This window comes from Phaeobacter sp. SYSU ZJ3003, assembly GCF_041300735.1.
Taxonomy (GTDB): Bacteria; Pseudomonadota; Alphaproteobacteria; order Rhodobacterales; family Rhodobacteraceae; genus Phycobacter; species Phycobacter gallaeciensis_A.
In genome coordinates this window covers 1-19797 of record NZ_PXNU01000043.1, presented here as the reverse complement: position 1 = coordinate 19797, position 19797 = coordinate 1, and the positions used below count along the sequence as shown (strand labels likewise).

The window sequence follows — 19797 nt, the reverse complement described above, 5'->3', positions numbered from 1 at the left end:
CCTTTTGACGCCCCTTTGGTTGTGGCCCCGGCCCCCAGCGGGGCCCGTTGCCGTCTTACGTCGCGGGCCAGGCCCATGGGTGCTGAGAAGCACGGGCCGCCCGAAACGTTGAAATCCGTTCTTGGTGCTGAGCGGTCAGGTCGATGTCGTCCCAACCGTTGACCAGTTTTTGCTGCCAGACGGGGTCAATCTCGAAAGAGACCTTCTGCCCGGCGATGCTGGCACGGCCAGCAGCCAGATCGACGGTGGCCGCCACATCATTGCTGCCGATAGCGCTGATCAGCGCCTCGATCTGTTCTTCTGGCAGGCGTGCGGGCAGCAGGCCGTTGTTGACGGCGTTACCAGCAAAGATGTCGCCAAAACTGGGGGCGAAGACCGCCTTGATCCCGAAATCCACCAGCGCATAAACGGCAGCCTCGCGGCTGGAGCCGCTGCCGAAATTGCGCCGCGTCACGAGCACCGAGGCGCCGGGATGCAGGTTCAGCACATGCACGTCGTCATCCTGACGCGCATCGTGCAGCAGAAATTGGCCATATCCCTCGCTGCGCGGCGCCGACATGAACCGCGCCGGGATCAGCTGATCCGTGTCCACATTCTCCTGCGCCAGCGCCACAGCCCGGCCTTCGATCTTGCTCCATCCGCTCATGACCGGCCCTCCAGCAGCGGGCGCACATCGGCAAGATGTCCGGTAACGGCGGCGGCGGCGACCATGGCGGGACTCATCAGATGGGTCCGCGCGCCGCGTCCTTGCCGCCCGCGGAAGTTCCGGTTGGTGGAGGAGGCGCAGCGTTTGCCCGCCTCGACCAGATCGCCATTCATGCCCACACACATGGAACAGCCAGCATCGGCCCATTCCAGGCCCGCATCGGTAAAGATCTGCGCCAGCCCTTCAGCCTCGGCCTGTTTCTTGACAACGGCGGATCCCGGCGACACCAGACCGGGCACCTTGGCCTGGCGTCCCGCCAGAACCTTGGCCGCGAGGCGCAGATCCTCGATCCGGCCATTGGTGCAGGAGCCGATGAACACCTGATCAACCGCGATGTCCTCCAGCGGCATCCCTGCTTCAAGGCCCATGTAATCCAGCGTCGCACGCGCCTGACCCTGCTTTCCTCCGGGCAGGTCTGCCGGGCGCGGCACACGGCCAGTGATCGGCAGCGCCTCTTCCGGAGAGGTACCCCAGGTCACCGTCGGGGCGATCTCTGCGGCTTCGATTGCAACCTCCTGATCGAAGATGGCCTCCGCATCGCTGTAGAGCTTTTGCCAATCCGCCAGAGCAGCCTCCCAGGCGGCACCCTTCGGGGCGAAATTGCGCCCTTTCAGATAGTCGAAAGTGATCTGATCCGGCGCGATCAGACCCAGCCGGGCACCACCCTCGATGCTGAGATTGCACAGGGTCAGGCGACCTTCGATGCTCAACGCCTCAACCGCGCTGCCCGCGTATTCGATTGCGTGACCCCTGGCGCCATCCGCGCCCAGTTCAGCGATCCAGTGCAGTGCAAGATCCTTGGCCGTGACACCAGCGCCAAGGGCGCCATTGACCGAAATCCGCATGGTCTTGGGCCGACGCTGCCAGATCGTTTGGGTTGCCAGAATATGGGCGACTTCGGTCGCCCCGACGCCAAAGGCCAAAGCCCCAAGCGCCCCGTGAGTGGAGGTATGGCTATCCCCGCAGTTGATCAGTAGTCCAGGCAGCGTCAGCCCCTGCTCGGGGCCAAGCACATGCACAATGCCCTGCCCCGGATCGTGCAGATCGAACAGCCGGAGGCCCTGTGCCCGTGCATTCTGGCCCAGAGTGTCGATCATCCGGCGGATATCGGGCGCGACAGCGCCCGGTCGTGTTGGCGCATAGTGATCGACCACCGCAAAGGTCAGATCAGGTTCGGCCACTTTCAGGCCCCGCTGCGCCAGCTTGGCAAAGGCGTGGTGCGAGCCTTCGTGCACCAGATGCCGGTCCACCCACAGGAGGGACATGCCATCGTCGCGTCGCATGATCTCATGCGCAGCCCAGAGCTTGTCGAACAGGGTCTGCGGGGCAGTCATTCGGCTGCCTCTTTGCGGGCCGGATTGATCACCGGCTCCCAATGGCGGGTTTCGCCCACGCCGACGTGGTTCAGCGACATCTCAAGCCGGAACATGTCAGGCCGGTAGAGCGCGGCAAGGTATTCGACCCCGCGGCCTTCCTCGTCGCGCACAACCCGGTCGAGGGACAAGAGCGGCGCGCCGATCCGAACACCCAGCGTTTCGGCAACTTCCGGAGAGGCCAGCGTCGCGCTGACCGTCTGATGGGCGGAATCGACTTTGACGCCCGAGCGCTCCAGAAGGCGGAACAGTGGCGTCGTGGCCAGTTCAGCCTCTGTGTAATTCTGCGCGATTTCTTCCGGCACCCATGTGGTCAGATGGGAGAAAGGTTCATTTTCAACCAGACGCAGGCGTACCGCTGTTTGAACCCGTACCTGAGCCCCAAGGCCCAGCGCCTCGGCAACGCCGCCGGGCGCAGCGCCATAGCTGAAGGAGAGCAGCCGTGCAGTGGTGTTCTGCCCCATTTCAACCAACTGCGGCATCAGGGTACTGAAGTCCGCCGCCATCGAAGGACTGGACTTCTGCGCGCAGACCGTTGTGCCGGATCCGACACGGCGCTCAACCAGCCCGTCCTTCTCCAGCACATCTAGCGCCCGACGCACAGTGACACGGGACACGCCCAGAGTCGCGGCCAGCTTCTGCTCACCCGGCAGCACGCTCCCGGGCGCGTAGACACCACGGGTAATCTCTTGATGCAGATGCAGAAAGACACGCTGCGCCTTACCCCCTTCAGGCAGACCTTTGCTTGCGGAAGATGCCAGATTCTGTCCCATATTTCTCCTTTCACTGCCTCTCAAGCCTAGCGATGGTTTTTTCAAAAGCAACAAATCTATTCACAGATGTTCAAAATATTTGACCTATGCGCAGCAAATAATCTGTATTACAAAAAATACCAATTTAGAAAAGGAGACTTCATGCCCGTCATCGAACTCCACGTGATGCAGGGATATAGCGCAGACGAGAAAACGCGACTGTGCGCGGCGCTGACCAACGCGGTGCGAATCGTCGTGCCCGCCCCGCCCGAGGCCGTCACCGTTATGATTCACGAGCTGGATCCTGCGGGTTACATGCGCGGCGGCGCGCATCGCAGCCCCGCCCCCGCCCTGCCCGATCCGGTATCTCTGGTGCGCAACTACCTGACCGCGATGGAAGCGCGCGAGATAGACACGGCCCGGACGCTGCTGGCTCCCGGCTTCTCCATGACATTCCCCGGCACCGCCCCGATGACGACGCTGGAAGAGCTGATCGAATGGGCAAAGCCCCGATACAATTTCGTCACCAAGACATACGAGGGCTTCGAAGCGCTGCAATCGCCGCAGGACGCCGCCGTTGTCTATTGCCGCGGCACCCTGTCGGGCGAATGGCCGGATGGCACCCCCTTCAGCGGCATCCGGTTCATCGACCGCTTCGAAGTAGTGGACGGGCGTCTCACCCGGCAGGACGTCTGGAACGATATCGCTGAAACAAAGGCAAACCCATGACCAAAGAGATAGACCCGATCACGCTGGCCGTGCTGGCCGGACGGATGGAGCAAATCGCGGATGAAATGGATGCCACTCTGTTTCGCGCCGCCTTCAACCCAATCATCGCCGAGGCCCATGACGCATCGCACGGCCTCTATCACGCGGTGTCGGGCGACACTCTGGTACAGGGCAAATCCGGCCTGCCAATCTTTGTCGGGGTGATGTCCTTTGCGGTGAAGGCCGTCATCGAAAAGGCCGCCGAAAACGGCGACCTGGAAGACGGCGACATCTATATTTTCAACGATGCGCATCTGGGCGGCACCCACCTCAGCGACATGCGGCTAGTGCGGCCCTATTTCCACGATGGCAAACTGTTCTGCTATCTCGCCTCGGTCGGACATTGGCACGATGTGGGCGGCGCGGTGCCAGGCAACTACAACCCCGCTGCCACCGATGCCTTTCAGGAGGCCTTTGTCCTGCCGCCGGTCCGGCTGGCCAAGGCAGGCAAGATCCAAACCGACATCACCGACATTCTGATGCGCAACACCCGTCTGCCGCAATCGGCGCAGGGCGATCTGAACGGTCAGCTGGGAGCGCTGGATCTGGGCGTGAAACGTCTTGATGAATTGCTGGCCGAATATGGCGCCGAAACTGTGCGCGCGGCCCTTGATGCCTTGCAGGACCGTGCCGAAGCGCTGATGCGTTCGGAGCTGACGGAACTGCCCGACGGTCGATGGGAGGCCGAGGATTTCCTCGACAATGATGGCATCACCGATACGCCGCTGGCAATCAAAGTCGCGCTGGAGATCAATGATGACCGGATGACGCTGGATTTCACAGGAACGGCAGACCGCTGCGCAGGCCCGGTGAACATTGCACTGCCGACGGCGGTCGCAACCGCCTATGTGGCGATCAAGCATATCTTCCCGTCCCTGCCTGCGAACTCTGGTGTAATGCGCCCGATCGATGTGAAGATCCCCGATGGATCCCTGCTGTCTGCGCCCTTCCCGGCGCCGGTCGGCGGCTACACCGAAACGATCCTGCGCATGGTTGACGTGATCTTTGCCGCGGCCTCACAGGCGGCGCCGGATCGCGTCGTCGCCAATGCCTATGGCACCATCAACGCCCTGTCGATTTCCGGCAAACGCGCCAATGGTCAGCCCTGGGTCATGTTCAGCTTTTACGGCGGCGGCCATGGCGGGTCCATCGAAGGCGACGGGCTGAACCACGGCAATGCTCCAATTTCGACCGCGACAATCCCGCCGATGGAAATACTTGAGGCAGCCTATCCGGTGATGTTCAAGCAATGGGCCCTGCGCCCAGACAGCGCAGGCCCTGGCATGCATCGGGGCGGCATGGGCGCGACCTATGAAATTGAAGTACTGGAGGAAAGCGCCACAGCCTTCCTCTTCGGTGAACGTGGCCGCTTTGCGCCCAAGGGCGCGGCTGGCGGCGGCGATGCTGCGCTCAATGTCTTTTCCTACGAGCAGGCAGATGGCTGGCATCACCCGCCGATGGCCTCGAAAATGGTTGGGATCAAGCTGGAGCGCGGCCAGTCAGTGCGGCTCGATACCCCAGGCGGCGGCGGCTACGGCCCTGCGTCACAGCGCCCGGCAGCCGATGTCGCCCGCGATGTCGCAGGCGGGTTGATGAGCCCTGACGCAGCGACCGAAACCTATGGCCCGGCCTGGAAAGAGGTGACCCAATGACCAGCAGCAACCGCATGATCGGCGTCGATGTCGGCGGCACCTTCACCGATATCTTCGTTCTGGACGAAGCCACCGGCACCGCCGAAGTCGCCAAGGTGCCCACCACGCGCCCGGACCAATCCGGCGGCTTCCTCTCCGGGATCAATTCCCGCGTCGATGATCTTTCGACCGTCTCGGTGGTGGTGCACGGAACCACCGCAGGCACCAATGCGCTGCTCGAGCGTAAGGGCGCCCGGATCGGGGTGATCACCACAATGGGCCTACGTGACGTTCTGGAGATGCGCCGCCGCGATCGCCCGCGCACCTGGGGTTTGCGGGGGAACTTCACTCCGGTGGTGGACCGCGCCCTGCGGCTGGAAGTGCCGGAGCGCACACTGGCCGATGGCACCGTGCGCACACCGGTGGATCTGGACGCGGTGCGCGCTGCCGCCCAGCAACTGATCGACGAAGGGTGCCTTGCCTGCGCGATCCTCTTTGCCAACAGCTATGCCAATGGCGAAAACGAACGCGCCGCCGTTTCTGCCGTGCGCGAGATGTGGCCCAATGCGCATGTTTCGGCATCTTCGGAGATCCTGCCGGAAATCCGGGAATTCGAACGTTTTTCCACGACCGCGCTCAATGCCTATCTGCAACCCGAAGTCTCGGGTTATCTAGCGCGGCTCGAAACCGCGCTGAAGGACGGCGGGTTCGCCGGGGAGTTCATGATCGTCCAGTCCAATGGCGGCGTGATGGATGTGGACACGGCGGCAAAACTGCCTGTCCGCACTGCTCTGTCGGGCCCGGCGGCCGGTGTCATCGCAGCCGGATACATTGCCGAAGCGGCCGGATTTCCAGATGTCATCACCGGCGACATGGGCGGCACCTCCTTTGATGTCAGCCTGATCGCCAAGGGCGCATCCATGCTGTCGCCGCAAACCTCAATCGATTTCGGCATGGTGATCCGCTCGCCGATGATCGAAATCACCACTATCGGCGCGGGCGGCGGCTCGATTGCCTGGGTCGACAAGGGTGGCCTGCTGAACATCGGACCGGAAAGCGCCGGCTCCACTCCCGGCCCAGTGGCCTATGGTCAGGGCAACACCCGCCCCACCGTGACCGATGCCAATGTCGTTCTGGGCCGCATCGATCCCGACAATCCCATCGGCGGTAAGCTGGACCGGCTGGATGTCGAGGCCGCCAAGGCTGCGATCCTGGAACACGTCGGGCGTCCGCTGGGCATGGATGCACTGCAAGCCGCCGAGGCGATCCTGCGCGTTGCCAATAGCCGTATGGCCGGAGCGCTCAGGCTGGTCTCTATCGAGCGCGGCTTTGATCCCGAACGTTTTGCCTTCATGCCTTTTGGCGGTGGCGGCGCGCTGCATTCGGGCGCCATGCTGGCCGAGGTCGGTCTCGCCCGCGCCATCGTACCGCGCTATCCCGGCGTGACCTCGGCGATGGGCTGCGTGATCGCCGATATGCGGCAGGATTTCGTGCAGACCATCAATTCGGTCCTGGCCGGTATCGACCTGCAAAGCCTGACCGGGTTCATGCAAAGCCACGTCGACAGCGGGCTGGCCACACTGGACGCGGCGCGCACCCATTTCGAGCGGCGCGACACCGAATTCACCCTTGATATGGCCTATCTCGGGCAAACCCACACGGTGCCCGTCACCCTGCCGGTCACCGTTGAAAATGGCGTCGTGACACCGCCGACCGAGGCGCAGATCGCCGATGCCTTTGATGCGGCTTATCGCGCCACCTACGGTCGACTTCTGGAAAACGGCACCCGGCGGGTGATCAACCTGCGCTCGGCCATCACAGGCCGCCGTCCGCGGTTCGATCTGGCAACGCTGGCACCCAAGGACGGCAGTACCGAGCAGGCCTTCCGGGGCACGCGGCAGGTGCATTTCGACGGCACCTGGCACGAAACCAGCCTCTATGACCGGCTGGCCCTGCCCGTCGGCGCCGAAATCGCGGGTCCGGCCATTCTGGAGCAACCCGACACCACCGTCTTGATCGAACCCGGGCTCGTCGGCAAAGTCGACGCCTACGGCAATACACTGATCGAAAGGGCCAGCGCATGACCCCCTCCTCCACTGCCCTGCTGACAATTGACCTCCAAAACGACTTTTTGCACCCCGAGGGTGCCTATGGCCGTGCGGGTCAGGGCGCCGACAGCATCAAGGCCCTTCCGGACCGGATCGCGCCGGTGAAAACCGCCCTGACCAAGGCCGGGGGTAGTTATATCTCCGCCCAGTTCACGCTGGTGCCGGGTCGTGGTGGGGAGCCGCTGATCTCGCCGCACCTGAAAAAGCTGCGCCCCTTTCTGACCAAGGGCGATTTTGAACCGGGCAGCTTTGGGCACAGCCTTGTCGATACTCTGGCTCCGGCCGATTTCACGGTGGAAAAGGTGGCCTATTCGGCGCTGTATCAAACCCGTCTGGAATATATCCTGCGGGCGATGAAGATCGACACGCTGATCATCGGCGGTATCGTCACCAATGGCGGCGTTGCCAGCACCGTCCGCGATGCCCACCTGCGCGACATTCACACCATCCTGCTGTCGGATGGCTGCGCGGCCTTCAAGGACGACGTGCACGAGGCCACTCTGAAATCTCTCGGCTCGGTGACGGAGATCATGACCTGCGCCGAGGCAGTGACACTGCTGGGAGGCACGTCATGAGCCTGCGCAAGCGCCTGACCTCGCCCGAGATCCTGCTGGCCCCCGGTGTCTACGATGGCCTGACGGCCGCGCTGGCCACCGATGCCGGGTTCGAGGCCCTATACCTGTCGGGGGCCGCGGTGGCCTACACCCGCCTTGGCCGCCCCGATATCGGTCTCACCACCGCCTCGGAGATGGCAGATACCATGGCGTTGATCGCGGATCGCACCGATCTGCCGGTGATCATGGATGCCGACACCGGCTTTGGCAACGCGCTCAATGCACGGCGCACCATGCAAAGCTATGAACGTGCAGGTGCTGCCGCCCTTCAGGTCGAAGACCAGAGCTATCCGAAAAGATGCGGCCACCTGTCCGACAAATCGCTGATCTCCAAGACCGAGATGTCGGGCAAGATCGCCGCCATGGCCGATGCCCGCCGTCAGGACACGCTGATCATTGCCCGCACCGATGCCATCGCCGTCGAAGGATTTGATGCCGCCATCGACCGGGCCGGCAGCTACATCGAGGCAGGCGCCGACGTGCTGTTCATCGAGGCCCCGCGCGACAGTGACGAGCTGGCAAAAATCGCGGCGACCTTCAAAGGCAAGGTGCCGCTGCTCGCGAATATGGTCGAAGGCGGAGCCACGCCGATTTCCTCGGCCACGACCCTTCAGGACATGGGCTTCGACATCGTGATCTTCCCCGGTGGTATCGTCCGCGCCCTGGCGATGACCGCGCAGAATTACTATGCCAGCCTGAAAAAATCAGGCTCTAACAAGCCATTTTCCGACCGGATGCACGATTTCGACGGGCTGAACGCGGCCATTGGAACACCTGAAATGCTGGCCCTTGGAAAGCGGTTCGATGGCAAGTCCTGATGTCGCTGAACCGCCCGCATCCTTTGACCTGACGGTCGAAACACTGATCATCGGGGCGGGCGCTGCGGGGATGGTGGCCGCCCTGGCCGCCCATGAGGCAGGACAGGAAGTTCTGCTGGTCGAGGCCGACGCCGTACCATCGGGGTCCACCGCGCTCAGCGCCGGTCTGATCCCCGCTGCGGGCACGCAGTTTCAGACCGAGGCAGGCATCCAGGACAACGCAGAGCGGTTTGCGCAGGACATTCAGGCCAAGGCCCATGATGAAAACGATCCGGATCTGGTCGCCAGCATGGCCAGCACGGCGGCGCCGGTGATCGAATGGCTGGCCCGCGATCACGGGTTGCCGTTTTCACTGGTCACCGACTTTGACTACCCCGGCCACAGCCGCCGCCGCATGCACGGGCTGCCGACCCGTTCCGGGCAGGAACTGATCGACGCCCTGCGCGCCCGGATCGAAACGCTGGATGTGCCGCTGATCTGCAATCGCCGCGCAATCAGACTCTATTCAAAGGAAAACCGCATCTTTGGCGCCCAGTTGCAGCTGCCCGATGACAGTACAGAAACCATCGGCTGCGCGCGGCTGATCCTCGCCTGCAACGGCTTTGGTGGCAATCGCACCATGGTCTCCACCCATATGGCAGAGATCGACAATGCGGTCTGGTTCGGCCATGACGGCAACCGCGGCGAGGCCGTGACCTGGGGGCAGGCTCTGGGCGCAGCGACCGACCATCTGGGCGCCTATCAGGGGCACGGTAATGTCGCGCATCCGCATGGCATCCTGATCACCTGGGCCACCATCACCGAAGGCGGCGTGCAGGTGAATTGCCAGGGCAAACGGTTCTGGAACGAGGCGCAGGGCTATTCCGAGGCAGCCCGCGCCGTACTGGCGCAGCCGGGCGGCACCGCCTGGGTGGTGTTCGACAGTCGCATCGCCGCCGTGGCGCGGCAGTTCGAGGATTTCAAGAACGCAGAAAAGCAAGGCGCGGTGCTAGCCGGTGAAAGCATTGCAGAGCTTGCCAAGGCGGCCGACCTGCCCGCAGATGCGCTGGCCAATACCCTTGGCGATATACCCAACGAGGGCACGGACGCCTTTGGCAGACTCTGGAGCGGGCAGACCCCGCCACTGCGCCCAACCTATCACGCGGTGAAGGTCACCGGCGCGCTGTTCCATACCCAAGGCGGGCTAGAGGTCGATCCCGCAACGACCCGGGTGCGCCGCGCGGCGGGTGGAAGTTTTGACAACCTTCATGCCGTGGGCGGCGCGGCCTGCGGCGTTTCGGGCACCGGCGACAGCGGTTATCTATCGGGCAACGGGCTGCTGGCGGCGGTGACTTTGGGGTATCTTGCCGGGCGCGCCTGATCCAGCGCGCCCGCCTTTCGCAGCGCCTGTCAGTCCGCGGTGCTGAGCGACAGCCCCAGAAGCGCGCGGCGTTTCAGCCAGAGGCTGGGGCGGTAGCGTTCGGACCCGGTAGTGGATTGCAACCCTTCCATGATCGACAGCACCCGATCTGCGCCGACCTTGTCGCCATACTCCAGTGGGTTGAACGGGTAGTTGAGACCCATGGTCATCGCCTTGCCCAAATCCTCGGGGCTGCCGACGCCGATCTGCGCCATCTCGCAACACAGGTTCACGATCATCGAAATGATGCGCGGCGCAACAAAGCCGGGGCTGTCCTTGATGACCTCGACATGCAGGCCCGCGCCCGCCAGCCAGGTGGTCACCGCCTCCAGCACATCCGAGCCACCGGGAGCAGTCATGACGGTAACGATCCCGCGTTCGACCGCGCTCAGATCCACCGCAACGGTGCGTTTGGGATCAAGCCCGAGGCGGGCAACGGTGCTGGTGCAATCCTCGCCAAGCGGGCTGACCAGGATCGGCGCCTTGCCGTCATCCTCGGCAGCGCTGAGGCCCTTTTCCACCAGCGGCGCAAATGCATCGGAGCGTTCCGGCAGAACTGCGGTCAGCGGGGTCTTTGGTCCGGCTTCGGGCGGGGTCGGCAGCTTGGGCAGGTCCTGCGCGTAGTCGTAGAAACCGCGCCCCACCTTGCGCCCCAGCAGCCCCGCTTCGACCATATAGCCATGGCGCGGCGTGGTGCGCAGGCGCGCATCGCTATGGTAGCCGTTGAAGATGAAGGTCGAGACCGGGAAGTTGGTGTCGATGCCGGTGAGATCCATCAACTCGAACGGGCCCATCCGGAATCCGCCTGCCATCTTCATGATGCGGTCGATCTGCTCAGGCGGGGCGACGCCTTCGGCCTCGATATGCAGACCTTCGGTGTAATAGGCCCGCCCACCCAGGTTCACGATGAAGCCGGGTCCATCCTTGGCGATCACCGGCACCTTGCCCATCGCCTTGCCCATTTCATAGGTCGCATCGACAACGCCCGCATCGGTGGCCGCGCCGCCGATCACCTCCACCAGCTTCATCAGCGGCACCGGGTTGAAGAAGTGCATGCCCACCACGCGGGCGCGGTTTTCGCAGTTCTTCGCAATCGATGCGATAGAGAGCGAGGAGGTGTTCGACGCAAGAATGCAGTCCGCGCTGACGATGCCTTCAAGTTCGGCAAACAGGCTCTGTTTGATGTCGAGCCGCTCGATGATGGCTTCGATCACCATCTGCGTATCCGCGAGGGATGTCAGATCGCCAGAGGTAGTCAGCCGCCCCTTGGCCGCAGCGGCGGCGTCCGCCTCCAGCTTGCCTTTCTCCACCAGCCGGTCGATGCGGCCTTCGATATCGGTCTTCGCCTTGGCCAGCGCCTCGGCGTTCATGTCGTTCAGCACCACGTCATAGCCCACAGTCGCCAGCACCTGCGCGATGCCCGCCCCCATGAGCCCGGCGCCGATCACGCCAACCTTTTTGATGTCGTCGAATGCGTAAGCCATCACTTATTGTCCTTTGAACTCGGGGGCGCGTTTTTCAAGAAAGGCGCGCATTCCCTCTTTTTGATCGTCAGTGGAAAACAGCATCTGGAACAGGCGGTTCTCCAGCATGAGCGCGGTATCCAGCGGCGTGTTCGCCCCCTCGCGCACCGCGTCACGGATCGCCTGCACCGCCTTGGCAGGCTGGGCGGCGATCCTCTTGGCCATGGCAAGCGACGTGTCCATCACCTCGGCATCCGGCACCACTTCTGAGACGATGCCCAAATCCAACGCCACATCCGCCGGGAACAGATCGCCTGTCAGAAGGTAACGCAGCGCCTTGGCCTTGCCTGCCGTGCGCAGGATCTTCTGGGTGCCACCGGCGCCGGGCATGATGCCCACCTTGATTTCCGGCTGGCCGAATTTGGCGGTGTCGCCTGCAATGATGATGTCGCACATCATCGCCATCTCACAACCGCCGCCCAGCGCCATGCCACGCACCGCTGCGATGACGGGGGTATTCGACGCTTCGAGCGCGCGTTTGACAGCACCCAGACGGTCGAAGACCTCCTGCATCGGCCGCACCTCGGCCAGCTCGGCCAGATCAGCACCTGCGGCAAAGGCCTTTTCGTCGCCCGTCATCACGATGCACCGGATCCCGGGGTCGGCGTCCAGTTCAGTCACCGCCTTGGCGATTTCCGCCCGAAATTCGGTCGACAGCGCGTTGCGCCGTTCGGGGCGGTTGAGCCGGATCACACCAACCCGGTCACCGGGGCGTTCGATGAGCACCAAAAACATGTTCTCTCCTGTCCTACTGCAAAGGGTGCCGGTCCGGTCTGCACCGGACCGGGCGCGTTACCGCCCCTTATAAGGCCGGTTAGATACTTGGCAAACAATTAGCTTGGTAATTAATTACGGATTCGTCCGTCCCAAGAAGGTGCCGAGGCGAAGGCACGCGTCACAGACGGTCGGGGCAATCGACTTGCACGGTGGAAGGAGCCGCGGCCAGCGGAGCCCGTGCATTGCCCGGGTTGAGCCCAGCCTTAAGACGAGATCCTGACCCGCCTCAATCCCGCGTCATCGACGCCTTGAGGTTCTGCCGCATCTTCGCCAGCACCTTCATGGTGGTGGCCAGCTCTTCCGGTTCGATCCCTGTATTGGCGATGGTATCCACCTGGCGCTGCGTCTCGGTCATGATATCCATCAGCTGGTGCGCCTTGTCTGTTGCAAAGATCCGTTTCGACCGCCGGTCGCCGGGATCGGCGCGCCGTTCAACAAAGCCGCGTGCCTCCAACCGGTCGATCAGTTTGGAAGTGGTCACTGGCCCGATGTCCAGCTTCGCTGCAAGATCCGCCTGCCGCTGACCAGCCTCTCGCATGAGGCTGAGCACCGCCCAACCCTGCGCCATGGTGATGTCGTGCGGCCGCAATAGCCCGTCAAACAGAATGCCGCGAAACCGCGCGATATCCTGAAACACCGGGCCCGAGACCCCTTCATTGCGAGCCGTGGTTGCCTTATCGCTTTTGGTCATACTGCCGCCCCATACTTCGCCAATCTGCCCCGGCCCGCCCGCGCGACCGCTTGGCAAAAAAGGGTAATTAGCTTGATTATTATTTGCAAGATAAATACCCTAACCAAAAGGCTTTGGCTCTGCTTCCGCAACCGCCGGAGGCAGCTCTCGCACGGAGCTGCACCACTCTAACCCGCACAGCTCTGAGGAGTTCTGACAAGATGGCCAAGCAAAACTCGCCGTCACAATACAGCGCCCAATAATGCTGTCGTCCGCTTTTCTTCTTCTTGTCAGCCTCGGGGCCATCGGTGAAATCTTTACCGATGCGCCCGCTCTGCGGCTGATGGAGCTCGTGGGGATCCTGGGTTTTCTGGCGCTGGAGCTGCGCGGCCTGTCCAAAGTCGCTTTAATTCTCCTTTCACTGTGCATAGCGCTACCGCTTTATGAGGTCAGCCAAGGCACCTTTGATCTTGCCCGCGCCTCCACTGCCATCGACCGGGCCGCGTTCTTCGCCTTTTTCCTCACCTCGCTCAGCTTCCTTCAGTTCGCCGCGAACAGCTCACCGCTGATCCTGCGCTCTGGCGAGATCCTGGTGAACCAGCGCCCGGGCCGCCGCTATCTGGTCCTGACCTTCGGCGCGGCGGTATTTGGCATCCTCTTGAATTTCTCGACCATTGGCCTCTTGGGGACAATGATCGCCAAGGGTGTATCTCCCGGCGAGACCGACGAGGAAAAGCGCATCGCGGGCATCCGCCGCCGCCGCATGACGCTGGCCATGATGCGCGGGTTTTCCTCGCTTCCGATGTGGTCGCCGATGACCGTCACCATGGCACTGATCACTGCGGCCATTCCCAGCGTCGCCTATGGGCAGATCATCATCTATTCACTGCCGCTGGCGGTGGTGATGCTGCTTTTGGGCTGGGGGATCGACCGGATGAGCTATCCGCGCCGGGTGCTTCCGGGCCTGCCCGAGGCGCCCTCCCTTGCTGGATTGCTGCCCTTGATGGGGATGGTAATCTTCGTGCCGTCGTTTTCCTGGGGCGTCTCCGTAATACTCGGCGTTACACTCATTCAGGCGCTGCTTCTGTGCTTGCCGCTGGTCTCCCTTGGCTGGATGGCGATCCAGCGCTGGCATGAGGGCGCGCTTCCGGCGCTCACCGGCACCGCCCGAGCCACCGTGACCGGGCTGCTCCCCGGATTGCCCAGCATGCGCTCCGAAATCGGCCTGTTCACAACCTCGGCCTTTCTGGGTGTTCTGGTGCTACCGCTGATCGACACCGATGCCCTTGGTCAGACCATCGTCGCCCTCGGACTTGGCAGCGGTGCGGTTCTGGCGCTGGCGGGCTGGATCGCCTATCTGCTGTCGATGGTGGGCGTCAGCCCGATCATCTCGGTCACCATCCTGGCGGGCACGCTGCCGAACCTGACTCCATTGGCCATCAGCCCGCTCGCGGTTGCGGTTACCATGGTGTCGATCTGGTCCATCGTGGTGAACGTAACGCCGTTTTCGGCCTCAGTCCGCTTGTCGGCGCGCATGATCGATGAAGATCCCGCCCGCGTCGGTCTGCGCTGGAACCTTGCCTATGGTACGCTCGCCATGTCGATCCTGACCGTTGCGTTGCTGGTTTTCGCATAGTCCGTTGCGTCACGTGGTTTAATTAGATTGCTAACAATCACCATGGCACCCTAAAATTTGCGAAAGAGGAGAAGCTTTGCATGTTCCGTTTCGCGGATATCCAGACCAAGACCGCGCGCCACTGCAATCGGCAGCTTCATGTACATACGGAAATCCGCGCTGCCCGCGCATGACACGACAGACCGAAAGGACCTCCCATGACCAAAGTCAAAGCCGCCGTTTGCCACAAACACGGAGAGCCCCTTGTGATCGAGGAGGTGGAACTGCGTGCGCCCGAACTGGGTGAAGTCGAGGTGAAAATCGATGCCGTGGCCGTCTGCCATTCGGACATCTCGCTGTGGCAGGGGGGCTTTGGCGGCGCTGTTCCGGCGATCTTCGGTCACGAGGCCGCAGGCACCGTGACCGCCGTCGGCACCGGCGTCAAAGGTTTTGCCGAAGGCGACAGCGTGGCCGTTACCCTGATCCGTTCCTGCGGTACCTGCCCGTCCTGCGGCCAGGGCCATCCGACCGTCTGCGAAGAACCGGGCGATCCGGCCGAGGGCCCGATCACCACGACCGAAGGCGCCCCGGTCTGGCAGGCGGTTTTCACCGGCGCCTTTGCCGAAAAGGTGGTCGTGGATCAAAGCCAGATCGTGAAGATCCCCGCCGACATGCCGAAAGATGCGGCCTCGCTGATCTCCTGCGGCGTGATCACCGGCGTCGGCGCCGCGATCAATACCGCCAATGTCCGCCCCGGTGACGACGTGGTGGTGATCGGCGCGGGCGGTGTCGGCCTCAATGCCATTCAGGGCGCCCGTATCGCTGGCGCCCGCCGCATCGTCGCGGTCGACATGAACCCCGCCAAACTGGAAGACGCCAAAGCCTTTGGCGCCACCCATGGTGTGCTGGCCGAAGGCAAACCCTTCAAGGAGGTGAAGGCGCTGCTGGACGGGCGCGGCGCAGATGCGGTGCTGGTGACGGTCGGTGTCGCTGCGGTCTATGATCAGGCGCCCCGTTACCTTGCCCACAACGGCAAGATCGTCATGGTCGGCATGCCGCATTTCGGCTCTAACGCGAGCTATTCGCCGCTTGTGATGGCGGACGCGGGGCAGAAAATCCTCGGCTCGAAAATGGGCGACGTGGTGATCAAGCGCGACATTCCCTGGATCGTGGACCTCTACCAGCAGGGCCGCCTGAAGCTGGACGAGCTGATCACCGGGCGCTGGACGCTGGATCAGGTGAACGAGGCCTTTGCCGACACCATGGCCGGCAACGCGCGGCGCAACGTGATCATGCTGAACAACGACTGACCAACGGGCTGACAGACCCTGCGGCCGTCCCAGTACATCGGGGCGGCCGTTTCTGTCACCTACTCCACACACGAAAAAGGGCCGCTCCAGCCAGAGCGGCCCTGTCCGTTTTAAGATCAGGCGCAAAGCGCGGCCCGGTCAGACCTTTTCAAAGATCGCGGCCAGACCCTGACCGCCACCGACGCACATGGTTTCAACCCCATACAGCGCATCGCGGCGGTGCATCTCGCGCAGCAGCCCAGCCATGATCCGTCCGCCGGTCGCACCCACCGGGTGCCCCAGCGAAATGCCCGAGCCATTGACGTTCATTCGCTCAAAATCGCTGTCGGCGAATTGCCATTCACGGGTGCAGGCCAGAACCTGCGCCGCGAAGGCTTCATTGAGTTCGATCAGGTCGATGTCCTTCAGCGCCATACCCGCACGGTCCAGCGCCTTGGCCACCGACGGCACCGGGCCGATGCCCATGACCTCGGGACCGACACCGGCCACGGCCCAGGACTTGATCCGGGCATAGGCCTTGAGCCCCAGTTCCTCCGCGATGGCGCGGGTGGTGATGATCGCCGCCGAGGCGCCGTCGTTCTGACCAGAGGCATTGCCCGCCGTGACCGTCGCCTGACTGTCGATACCGCCCCGGATCGGGCGCAGCTTGGCCATGCTCTCCATCGTGGCCTCGGGGCGCGGATGCTCATCCTTCGAGAAAGTCTCTTCGCCCTTGCGGCTTTTGACGGACACCGGAATGATTTCATCATCGAACAGCCCGCCGTCCTGCGCCGCCACCGCGCGGCGATGGCTTTCCACCGCAAAGGCATCCTGTTCCTCGCGGCCGATATTGTATTCTTGGCGCAGGTTCTCGGCGGTTTCCAGCATGCCCCCCGGCACCGGGTGGTTGATCCCGCCTGCCGTCACACGTCCCTTCGCCAGCGCATCATCGAACACCATCGCGGTGCCCTTGATGCCCCAGCGACCCTTGGTCGAATAGAAGGGCGCATTCGACATCGACTCGGCGCCGCCTGCGATCACCAGCGAAGACCCTCCGGTCGCCACCTGCATTACTGCGTTGATCACCGCCTGCAGGCCAGAGCCGCAGCGGCGATCGATCTGATAGCCGCCAATGCTGATCGGCAGACCGGCATCCAGCCCCACCACACGGCCCAGCGCCGGCGCATCCATCGATGGGTAGCATTGGGCGAAGATCACCTCGTCCACGCGATCACCCGGCAGGTCGGTGCGCGCCAAGAGGCCTTCGATCACCATGCGGCCCAACTCATGGGCGTGCAGGTCGCGGAACTGGCCTCCGAAACGGCCAACCGGCGTGCGGACCGGTTCGCAAATTACGACGTCTTCAAACATATTCTTTCCTTCCCTGCCGCTTACATGCGGTCTTTTGCGGCCTTCACGATGTTGCGGGCAATGATGATCTTCTGGATCTGGCTGGTGCCTTCGTAAATGCGCAGCAGCCGCGCGTCTCGGTACAGTCTTTCGATGGCATATTCGGCCATGTAGCCAGCGCCGCCATGCACCTGCACAGCGCGGTCCGCAACCCGGCCCGCCATTTCGGTGCAGAAATATTTGGCACAAGAGGCTTCCAGCGCCGCAGCCCCGGTTGCGTCATACGTGCGCGCCGCATCCCGGACCAGCGCGCGGGCAGCGGCCAGCTCGGCCTGACTGTCGGCAGGCAACCCCTGCACCAGCTGGTTTTCCGCAAGTCCGAAGACCTTCTTTGCGCCAAACCTCTCATCAAAAACACAATATGGCTCCCTTTAGGGAACCGAAGATGCAGAGACACAATGGCTACCTTCAGATTGAACCTCTGCGGGCAGACAGGGTTAGATCAATCTGGCGAGACCTACCCGAACAGCTATAGAAAGCAGCTAAAGACCAACTTCCGAAAGCATAGTAGCAAAACGACCGGTCCAGATTCCCCACGATTTCGCACATGCCGAAGCCGATGCTTCACGTCGTGTCCAAGCGTGAACCTGTTAGCGGTATGCTGGCGGGTAGGCTTCCCTAATCGCCGTTTCCCATGATTTCTTGGGTAATGGCGGAGACGAAGTCTGTATAATTAGCATTCTAGAATGTTCCCACAAATTACCTTAAATATCTGTTTTTAAAACATTTTTGTCATATCATATTCCATACTGTTCCATTGCAAACTCACTCTATCCGTGATATTTTTAGGGACATATCTAGGGACACAATTGGGGTCATCATGAAGCGCAAGGGGCCACTTACTGTCACGTTCGTGAAGAATGCCAAAACACCGGGACGCTACTTTGACAACCAGAATACTGGACTGCACCTTTGGGTTCGCAAAGGGGGGACGAAAGTTTATATCCAGAGGACGACGGTCAATGGTAAGCAGGTGGACATTTCACTGGGCAGCGTGGCAACGACAGATTTAAAGGATGCTCGACTAGCTGCCCAAGAAAATTCCATTTTGCGCTCAAAGGGCATTGACCCAAGAAAACACAATGCAAAACCAACCGAAATACCCACATTTCGGGATGTTACCGGCGACGCTCTCGTCAAGCAAAAGCAAGAACTCAGCAACACGAAACACTTCAATCAGTGGACCTCGACTCTTACCCAATACGCCTTTCCGATACTTGGCGATATGCCTGTAGACACCATTACTGTGAATGATGTTCACAAAGCACTGGAAAAGATTTGGCTTAAAAAGAATGAAACTGCTCAGCGCACGAGAGGGCGCATTGAATACGTTCTGAACTACGCCATCACCAAAGGATATGCTTCACATCCAAATCCGGCAGTCTGGAAAGGCAACTTAGAGCACTTGCTTCCAAAACCCTCCAAGGTTCAGAAATCGAAAAAAATGCCTGCACTACAACTAAAAGACGCTCACAGGTGGTGGCAGGAACTCAAAATGCGAGACGGTAATGGCGCTAAGGCGCTAATAATGCTGACGCTTGTTGCCGCACGATCAGGCGAAGTGCGTGGAATGACCTTTGAGGAAATCGAGTTTTTCAGCGAAAAAGAATCTGAAAAATCTGGCTTTTGGGGAATCTGGAAGATACCTGCAAAACGCATGAAAGCCCGTATTGCGCACGAAATCCCAATAATTGCACCTGTGAAAGAGTTAATAAACGCACAACCCAATCATAATGGTCTTGTGTTTCCAGCACCACGAGGTGGGGTGCTCTCTGATATGACCATTTCTGCAACAATGAAGCGTATGCATCACAGTGATGATGAAGGATATTTTGATAAAGAGTATGGACAGCCTGCTGTGCCGCACGGAATACGATCTACTTTCCGGAACTGGGCAGCGGAAACCCAGCAAAATAGGGATATTGCAGAACTCCAACTTGCGCACCGCATAGGTAACGAAACCGAGCAAGCATACAATCGCACAACCCTTTTGAGGTTACGTGCAAAAATGTTGGAGCAATGGCATGATTTCCTTGAAGGGGCACCATTGCACTAAGAATGCATGATGCCTCGGCGGACGTAGATCAGGATGAAATTTTATCATCATCCTTCGGTTTATTTTCCTTCTGCTCCTTGACCTTTTTTATCAGGCGCTTGATGGCCATCGCATCTGAATAGCTGGACGTAGGATCACTCCACTTGCCTGAGTTGTCGTTATTGTCTTTGGTCATTGTGAATCCTCCTGCTGTTGACCTGCCCCCCGAAATCTCCCGCACTTTAGAGCATGTCGCCTCTGACCAGATTCAGGATTCCCCTGATGTTGTTCCTATGATTTCATGTCTTT

Annotated in this window: 17 protein-coding genes and 1 pseudogene; 9 read left to right on the top strand and 9 right to left on the bottom strand. The window is 61.5% G+C overall.

The window, feature by feature from the left end:
- Window positions 1-55: 55 nt before the first annotated feature.
- The 3 genes from leuD to C6W91_RS15560 are packed head-to-tail and all read right to left on the bottom strand — an operon-like array spanning window position 56 to window position 2852.
- Entirely contained in the window at window positions 56-646 is a 591-nt protein-coding gene (gene leuD, locus C6W91_RS15570; protein ID WP_370571088.1) for a 3-isopropylmalate dehydratase small subunit, read from the bottom strand.
- Window positions 643-2040, bottom strand: coding sequence for a 3-isopropylmalate dehydratase large subunit (gene leuC / locus C6W91_RS15565; protein ID WP_065272364.1), 1398 nt, complete (start codon window positions 2038-2040; stop codon window positions 643-645). The genes leuD and leuC overlap by 4 nt, the downstream gene beginning before the upstream one ends.
- Window positions 2037-2852, bottom strand: a complete 816-nt coding sequence (locus C6W91_RS15560; protein WP_065272363.1) for a GntR family transcriptional regulator — start codon at window positions 2850-2852, stop codon at window positions 2037-2039. Before C6W91_RS15560 ends, leuC begins: the two co-directional genes overlap by 4 nt.
- Before the next feature lie 141 nt (window positions 2853-2993).
- Here C6W91_RS15560 and C6W91_RS15555 point away from each other — a divergent pair, with 141 nt between their 5' ends.
- Genes C6W91_RS15555 through C6W91_RS15530 form a run of 6 tightly spaced genes read left to right on the top strand, consistent with a single transcriptional unit; the run spans window position 2994 to window position 10130 of the window.
- On the top strand, window positions 2994-3560 hold the full coding sequence (locus C6W91_RS15555) for a nuclear transport factor 2 family protein (protein WP_274830602.1): 567 nt from the start codon (window positions 2994-2996) through the stop codon (window positions 3558-3560).
- Window positions 3557-5251 (top strand): hydantoinase B/oxoprolinase family protein, encoded by a 1695-nt coding sequence (locus C6W91_RS15550; RefSeq protein WP_274831516.1) that lies wholly within the window; start codon window positions 3557-3559, stop codon window positions 5249-5251. The genes C6W91_RS15555 and C6W91_RS15550 overlap by 4 nt, the downstream gene beginning before the upstream one ends.
- Window positions 5248-7314: a hydantoinase/oxoprolinase family protein gene (locus C6W91_RS15545; RefSeq protein ID WP_370571086.1), complete on the top strand. Its 2067-nt coding sequence runs from the start codon at window positions 5248-5250 to the stop codon at window positions 7312-7314. Before C6W91_RS15550 ends, C6W91_RS15545 begins: the two co-directional genes overlap by 4 nt.
- Window positions 7311-7913 (top strand): cysteine hydrolase family protein, encoded by a 603-nt coding sequence (locus tag C6W91_RS15540; protein WP_274835330.1) that lies wholly within the window; start codon window positions 7311-7313, stop codon window positions 7911-7913. The genes C6W91_RS15545 and C6W91_RS15540 overlap by 4 nt, the downstream gene beginning before the upstream one ends.
- Complete coding sequence (locus tag C6W91_RS15535; RefSeq protein WP_370571084.1) at window positions 7910-8770, top strand: oxaloacetate decarboxylase; 861 nt, start codon at window positions 7910-7912, stop codon at window positions 8768-8770. The genes C6W91_RS15540 and C6W91_RS15535 overlap by 4 nt, the downstream gene beginning before the upstream one ends.
- Window positions 8757-10130: an FAD-dependent oxidoreductase gene (locus C6W91_RS15530; protein ID WP_370571081.1), complete on the top strand. Its 1374-nt coding sequence runs from the start codon at window positions 8757-8759 to the stop codon at window positions 10128-10130. Before C6W91_RS15535 ends, C6W91_RS15530 begins: the two co-directional genes overlap by 14 nt.
- 29 nt (window positions 10131-10159) lie before the next feature.
- On the opposite strand, the gene C6W91_RS15525 is transcribed toward C6W91_RS15530, so the two are convergent.
- The 3 genes from C6W91_RS15525 to C6W91_RS15515 all read right to left on the bottom strand — a co-directional run bounded on the left by C6W91_RS15525 (window position 10160) and on the right by C6W91_RS15515 (window position 13160).
- Entirely contained in the window at window positions 10160-11653 is a 1494-nt protein-coding gene (locus tag C6W91_RS15525; protein WP_370571079.1) for a 3-hydroxyacyl-CoA dehydrogenase, read from the bottom strand.
- A 3-nt stretch (window positions 11654-11656) separates the two neighbouring features.
- A complete protein-coding gene (locus C6W91_RS15520; RefSeq protein WP_274831521.1) occupies window positions 11657-12427 on the bottom strand; it encodes an enoyl-CoA hydratase-related protein in 771 nt (256 codons plus the stop codon).
- 268 nt (window positions 12428-12695) lie between these two features.
- Entirely contained in the window at window positions 12696-13160 is a 465-nt protein-coding gene (locus C6W91_RS15515) for a MarR family winged helix-turn-helix transcriptional regulator (RefSeq protein ID WP_274831522.1), read from the bottom strand.
- Between the two features lie 241 nt (window positions 13161-13401).
- On the opposite strand from C6W91_RS15515, the gene C6W91_RS15510 reads away from it, so the two are divergent.
- Together C6W91_RS15510 and C6W91_RS15505 are read left to right on the top strand one after the other, a co-directional pair.
- Window positions 13402-14775 (top strand): hypothetical protein, encoded by a 1374-nt coding sequence (locus C6W91_RS15510; RefSeq protein ID WP_370571078.1) that lies wholly within the window; start codon window positions 13402-13404, stop codon window positions 14773-14775.
- 197 nt (window positions 14776-14972) lie between these two features.
- A complete protein-coding gene (locus C6W91_RS15505; protein ID WP_370571077.1) occupies window positions 14973-16064 on the top strand; it encodes a Zn-dependent alcohol dehydrogenase in 1092 nt (363 codons plus the stop codon).
- 138 nt (window positions 16065-16202) lie between these two features.
- Here C6W91_RS15505 and C6W91_RS15500 read toward each other — a convergent pair whose 3' ends face one another.
- Both C6W91_RS15500 and C6W91_RS15495 read right to left on the bottom strand, forming a co-directional pair.
- Window positions 16203-17414 (bottom strand): acetyl-CoA C-acetyltransferase, encoded by a 1212-nt coding sequence (locus tag C6W91_RS15500; RefSeq protein ID WP_370571076.1) that lies wholly within the window; start codon window positions 17412-17414, stop codon window positions 16203-16205.
- Window positions 17415-17434: 20 nt separating this feature from the next.
- Window positions 17435-17788: pseudogene (locus tag C6W91_RS15495) on the bottom strand (acyl-CoA dehydrogenase family protein); the annotation flags it as partial.
- Window positions 17789-18273: 485 nt separating this feature from the next.
- On the opposite strand from C6W91_RS15495, the gene C6W91_RS15490 reads away from it, so the two are divergent.
- Complete coding sequence (locus C6W91_RS15490; RefSeq protein WP_370571075.1) at window positions 18274-19509, top strand: tyrosine-type recombinase/integrase; 1236 nt, start codon at window positions 18274-18276, stop codon at window positions 19507-19509.
- A 28-nt stretch (window positions 19510-19537) separates the two neighbouring features.
- Here the strand turns inward: C6W91_RS15490 and C6W91_RS15485 are convergent, their stop codons facing one another.
- Window positions 19538-19684, bottom strand: coding sequence for a hypothetical protein (locus C6W91_RS15485; RefSeq protein ID WP_370571073.1), 147 nt, complete (start codon window positions 19682-19684; stop codon window positions 19538-19540).
- Between the last annotated feature and the right edge of the window lie 113 nt (window positions 19685-19797).

Coding starts and splice junctions, on each gene's coding strand:
- leuD (WP_370571088.1), bottom strand. CDS start 646: ATGAGCGGATGGAGCAAGATCGAAGGCCGGGCTGTGGCGCTGGCGCAG.
- leuC (WP_065272364.1), bottom strand. CDS start 2,040: ATGACTGCCCCGCAGACCCTGTTCGACAAGCTCTGGGCTGCGCATGAG.
- C6W91_RS15560 (WP_065272363.1), bottom strand. CDS start 2,852: ATGGGACAGAATCTGGCATCTTCCGCAAGCAAAGGTCTGCCTGAAGGG.
- C6W91_RS15555 (WP_274830602.1), top strand. CDS start 2,994: ATGCCCGTCATCGAACTCCACGTGATGCAGGGATATAGCGCAGACGAG.
- C6W91_RS15550 (WP_274831516.1), top strand. CDS start 3,557: ATGACCAAAGAGATAGACCCGATCACGCTGGCCGTGCTGGCCGGACGG.
- C6W91_RS15545 (WP_370571086.1), top strand. CDS start 5,248: ATGACCAGCAGCAACCGCATGATCGGCGTCGATGTCGGCGGCACCTTC.
- C6W91_RS15540 (WP_274835330.1), top strand. CDS start 7,311: ATGACCCCCTCCTCCACTGCCCTGCTGACAATTGACCTCCAAAACGAC.
- C6W91_RS15535 (WP_370571084.1), top strand. CDS start 7,910: ATGAGCCTGCGCAAGCGCCTGACCTCGCCCGAGATCCTGCTGGCCCCC.
- C6W91_RS15530 (WP_370571081.1), top strand. CDS start 8,757: ATGGCAAGTCCTGATGTCGCTGAACCGCCCGCATCCTTTGACCTGACG.
- C6W91_RS15525 (WP_370571079.1), bottom strand. CDS start 11,653: ATGGCTTACGCATTCGACGACATCAAAAAGGTTGGCGTGATCGGCGCC.
- C6W91_RS15520 (WP_274831521.1), bottom strand. CDS start 12,427: ATGTTTTTGGTGCTCATCGAACGCCCCGGTGACCGGGTTGGTGTGATC.
- C6W91_RS15515 (WP_274831522.1), bottom strand. CDS start 13,160: ATGACCAAAAGCGATAAGGCAACCACGGCTCGCAATGAAGGGGTCTCG.
- C6W91_RS15510 (WP_370571078.1), top strand. CDS start 13,402: ATGCTGTCGTCCGCTTTTCTTCTTCTTGTCAGCCTCGGGGCCATCGGT.
- C6W91_RS15505 (WP_370571077.1), top strand. CDS start 14,973: ATGACCAAAGTCAAAGCCGCCGTTTGCCACAAACACGGAGAGCCCCTT.
- C6W91_RS15500 (WP_370571076.1), bottom strand. CDS start 17,414: ATGTTTGAAGACGTCGTAATTTGCGAACCGGTCCGCACGCCGGTTGGC.
- C6W91_RS15490 (WP_370571075.1), top strand. CDS start 18,274: ATGAAGCGCAAGGGGCCACTTACTGTCACGTTCGTGAAGAATGCCAAA.
- C6W91_RS15485 (WP_370571073.1), bottom strand. CDS start 19,684: ATGACCAAAGACAATAACGACAACTCAGGCAAGTGGAGTGATCCTACG.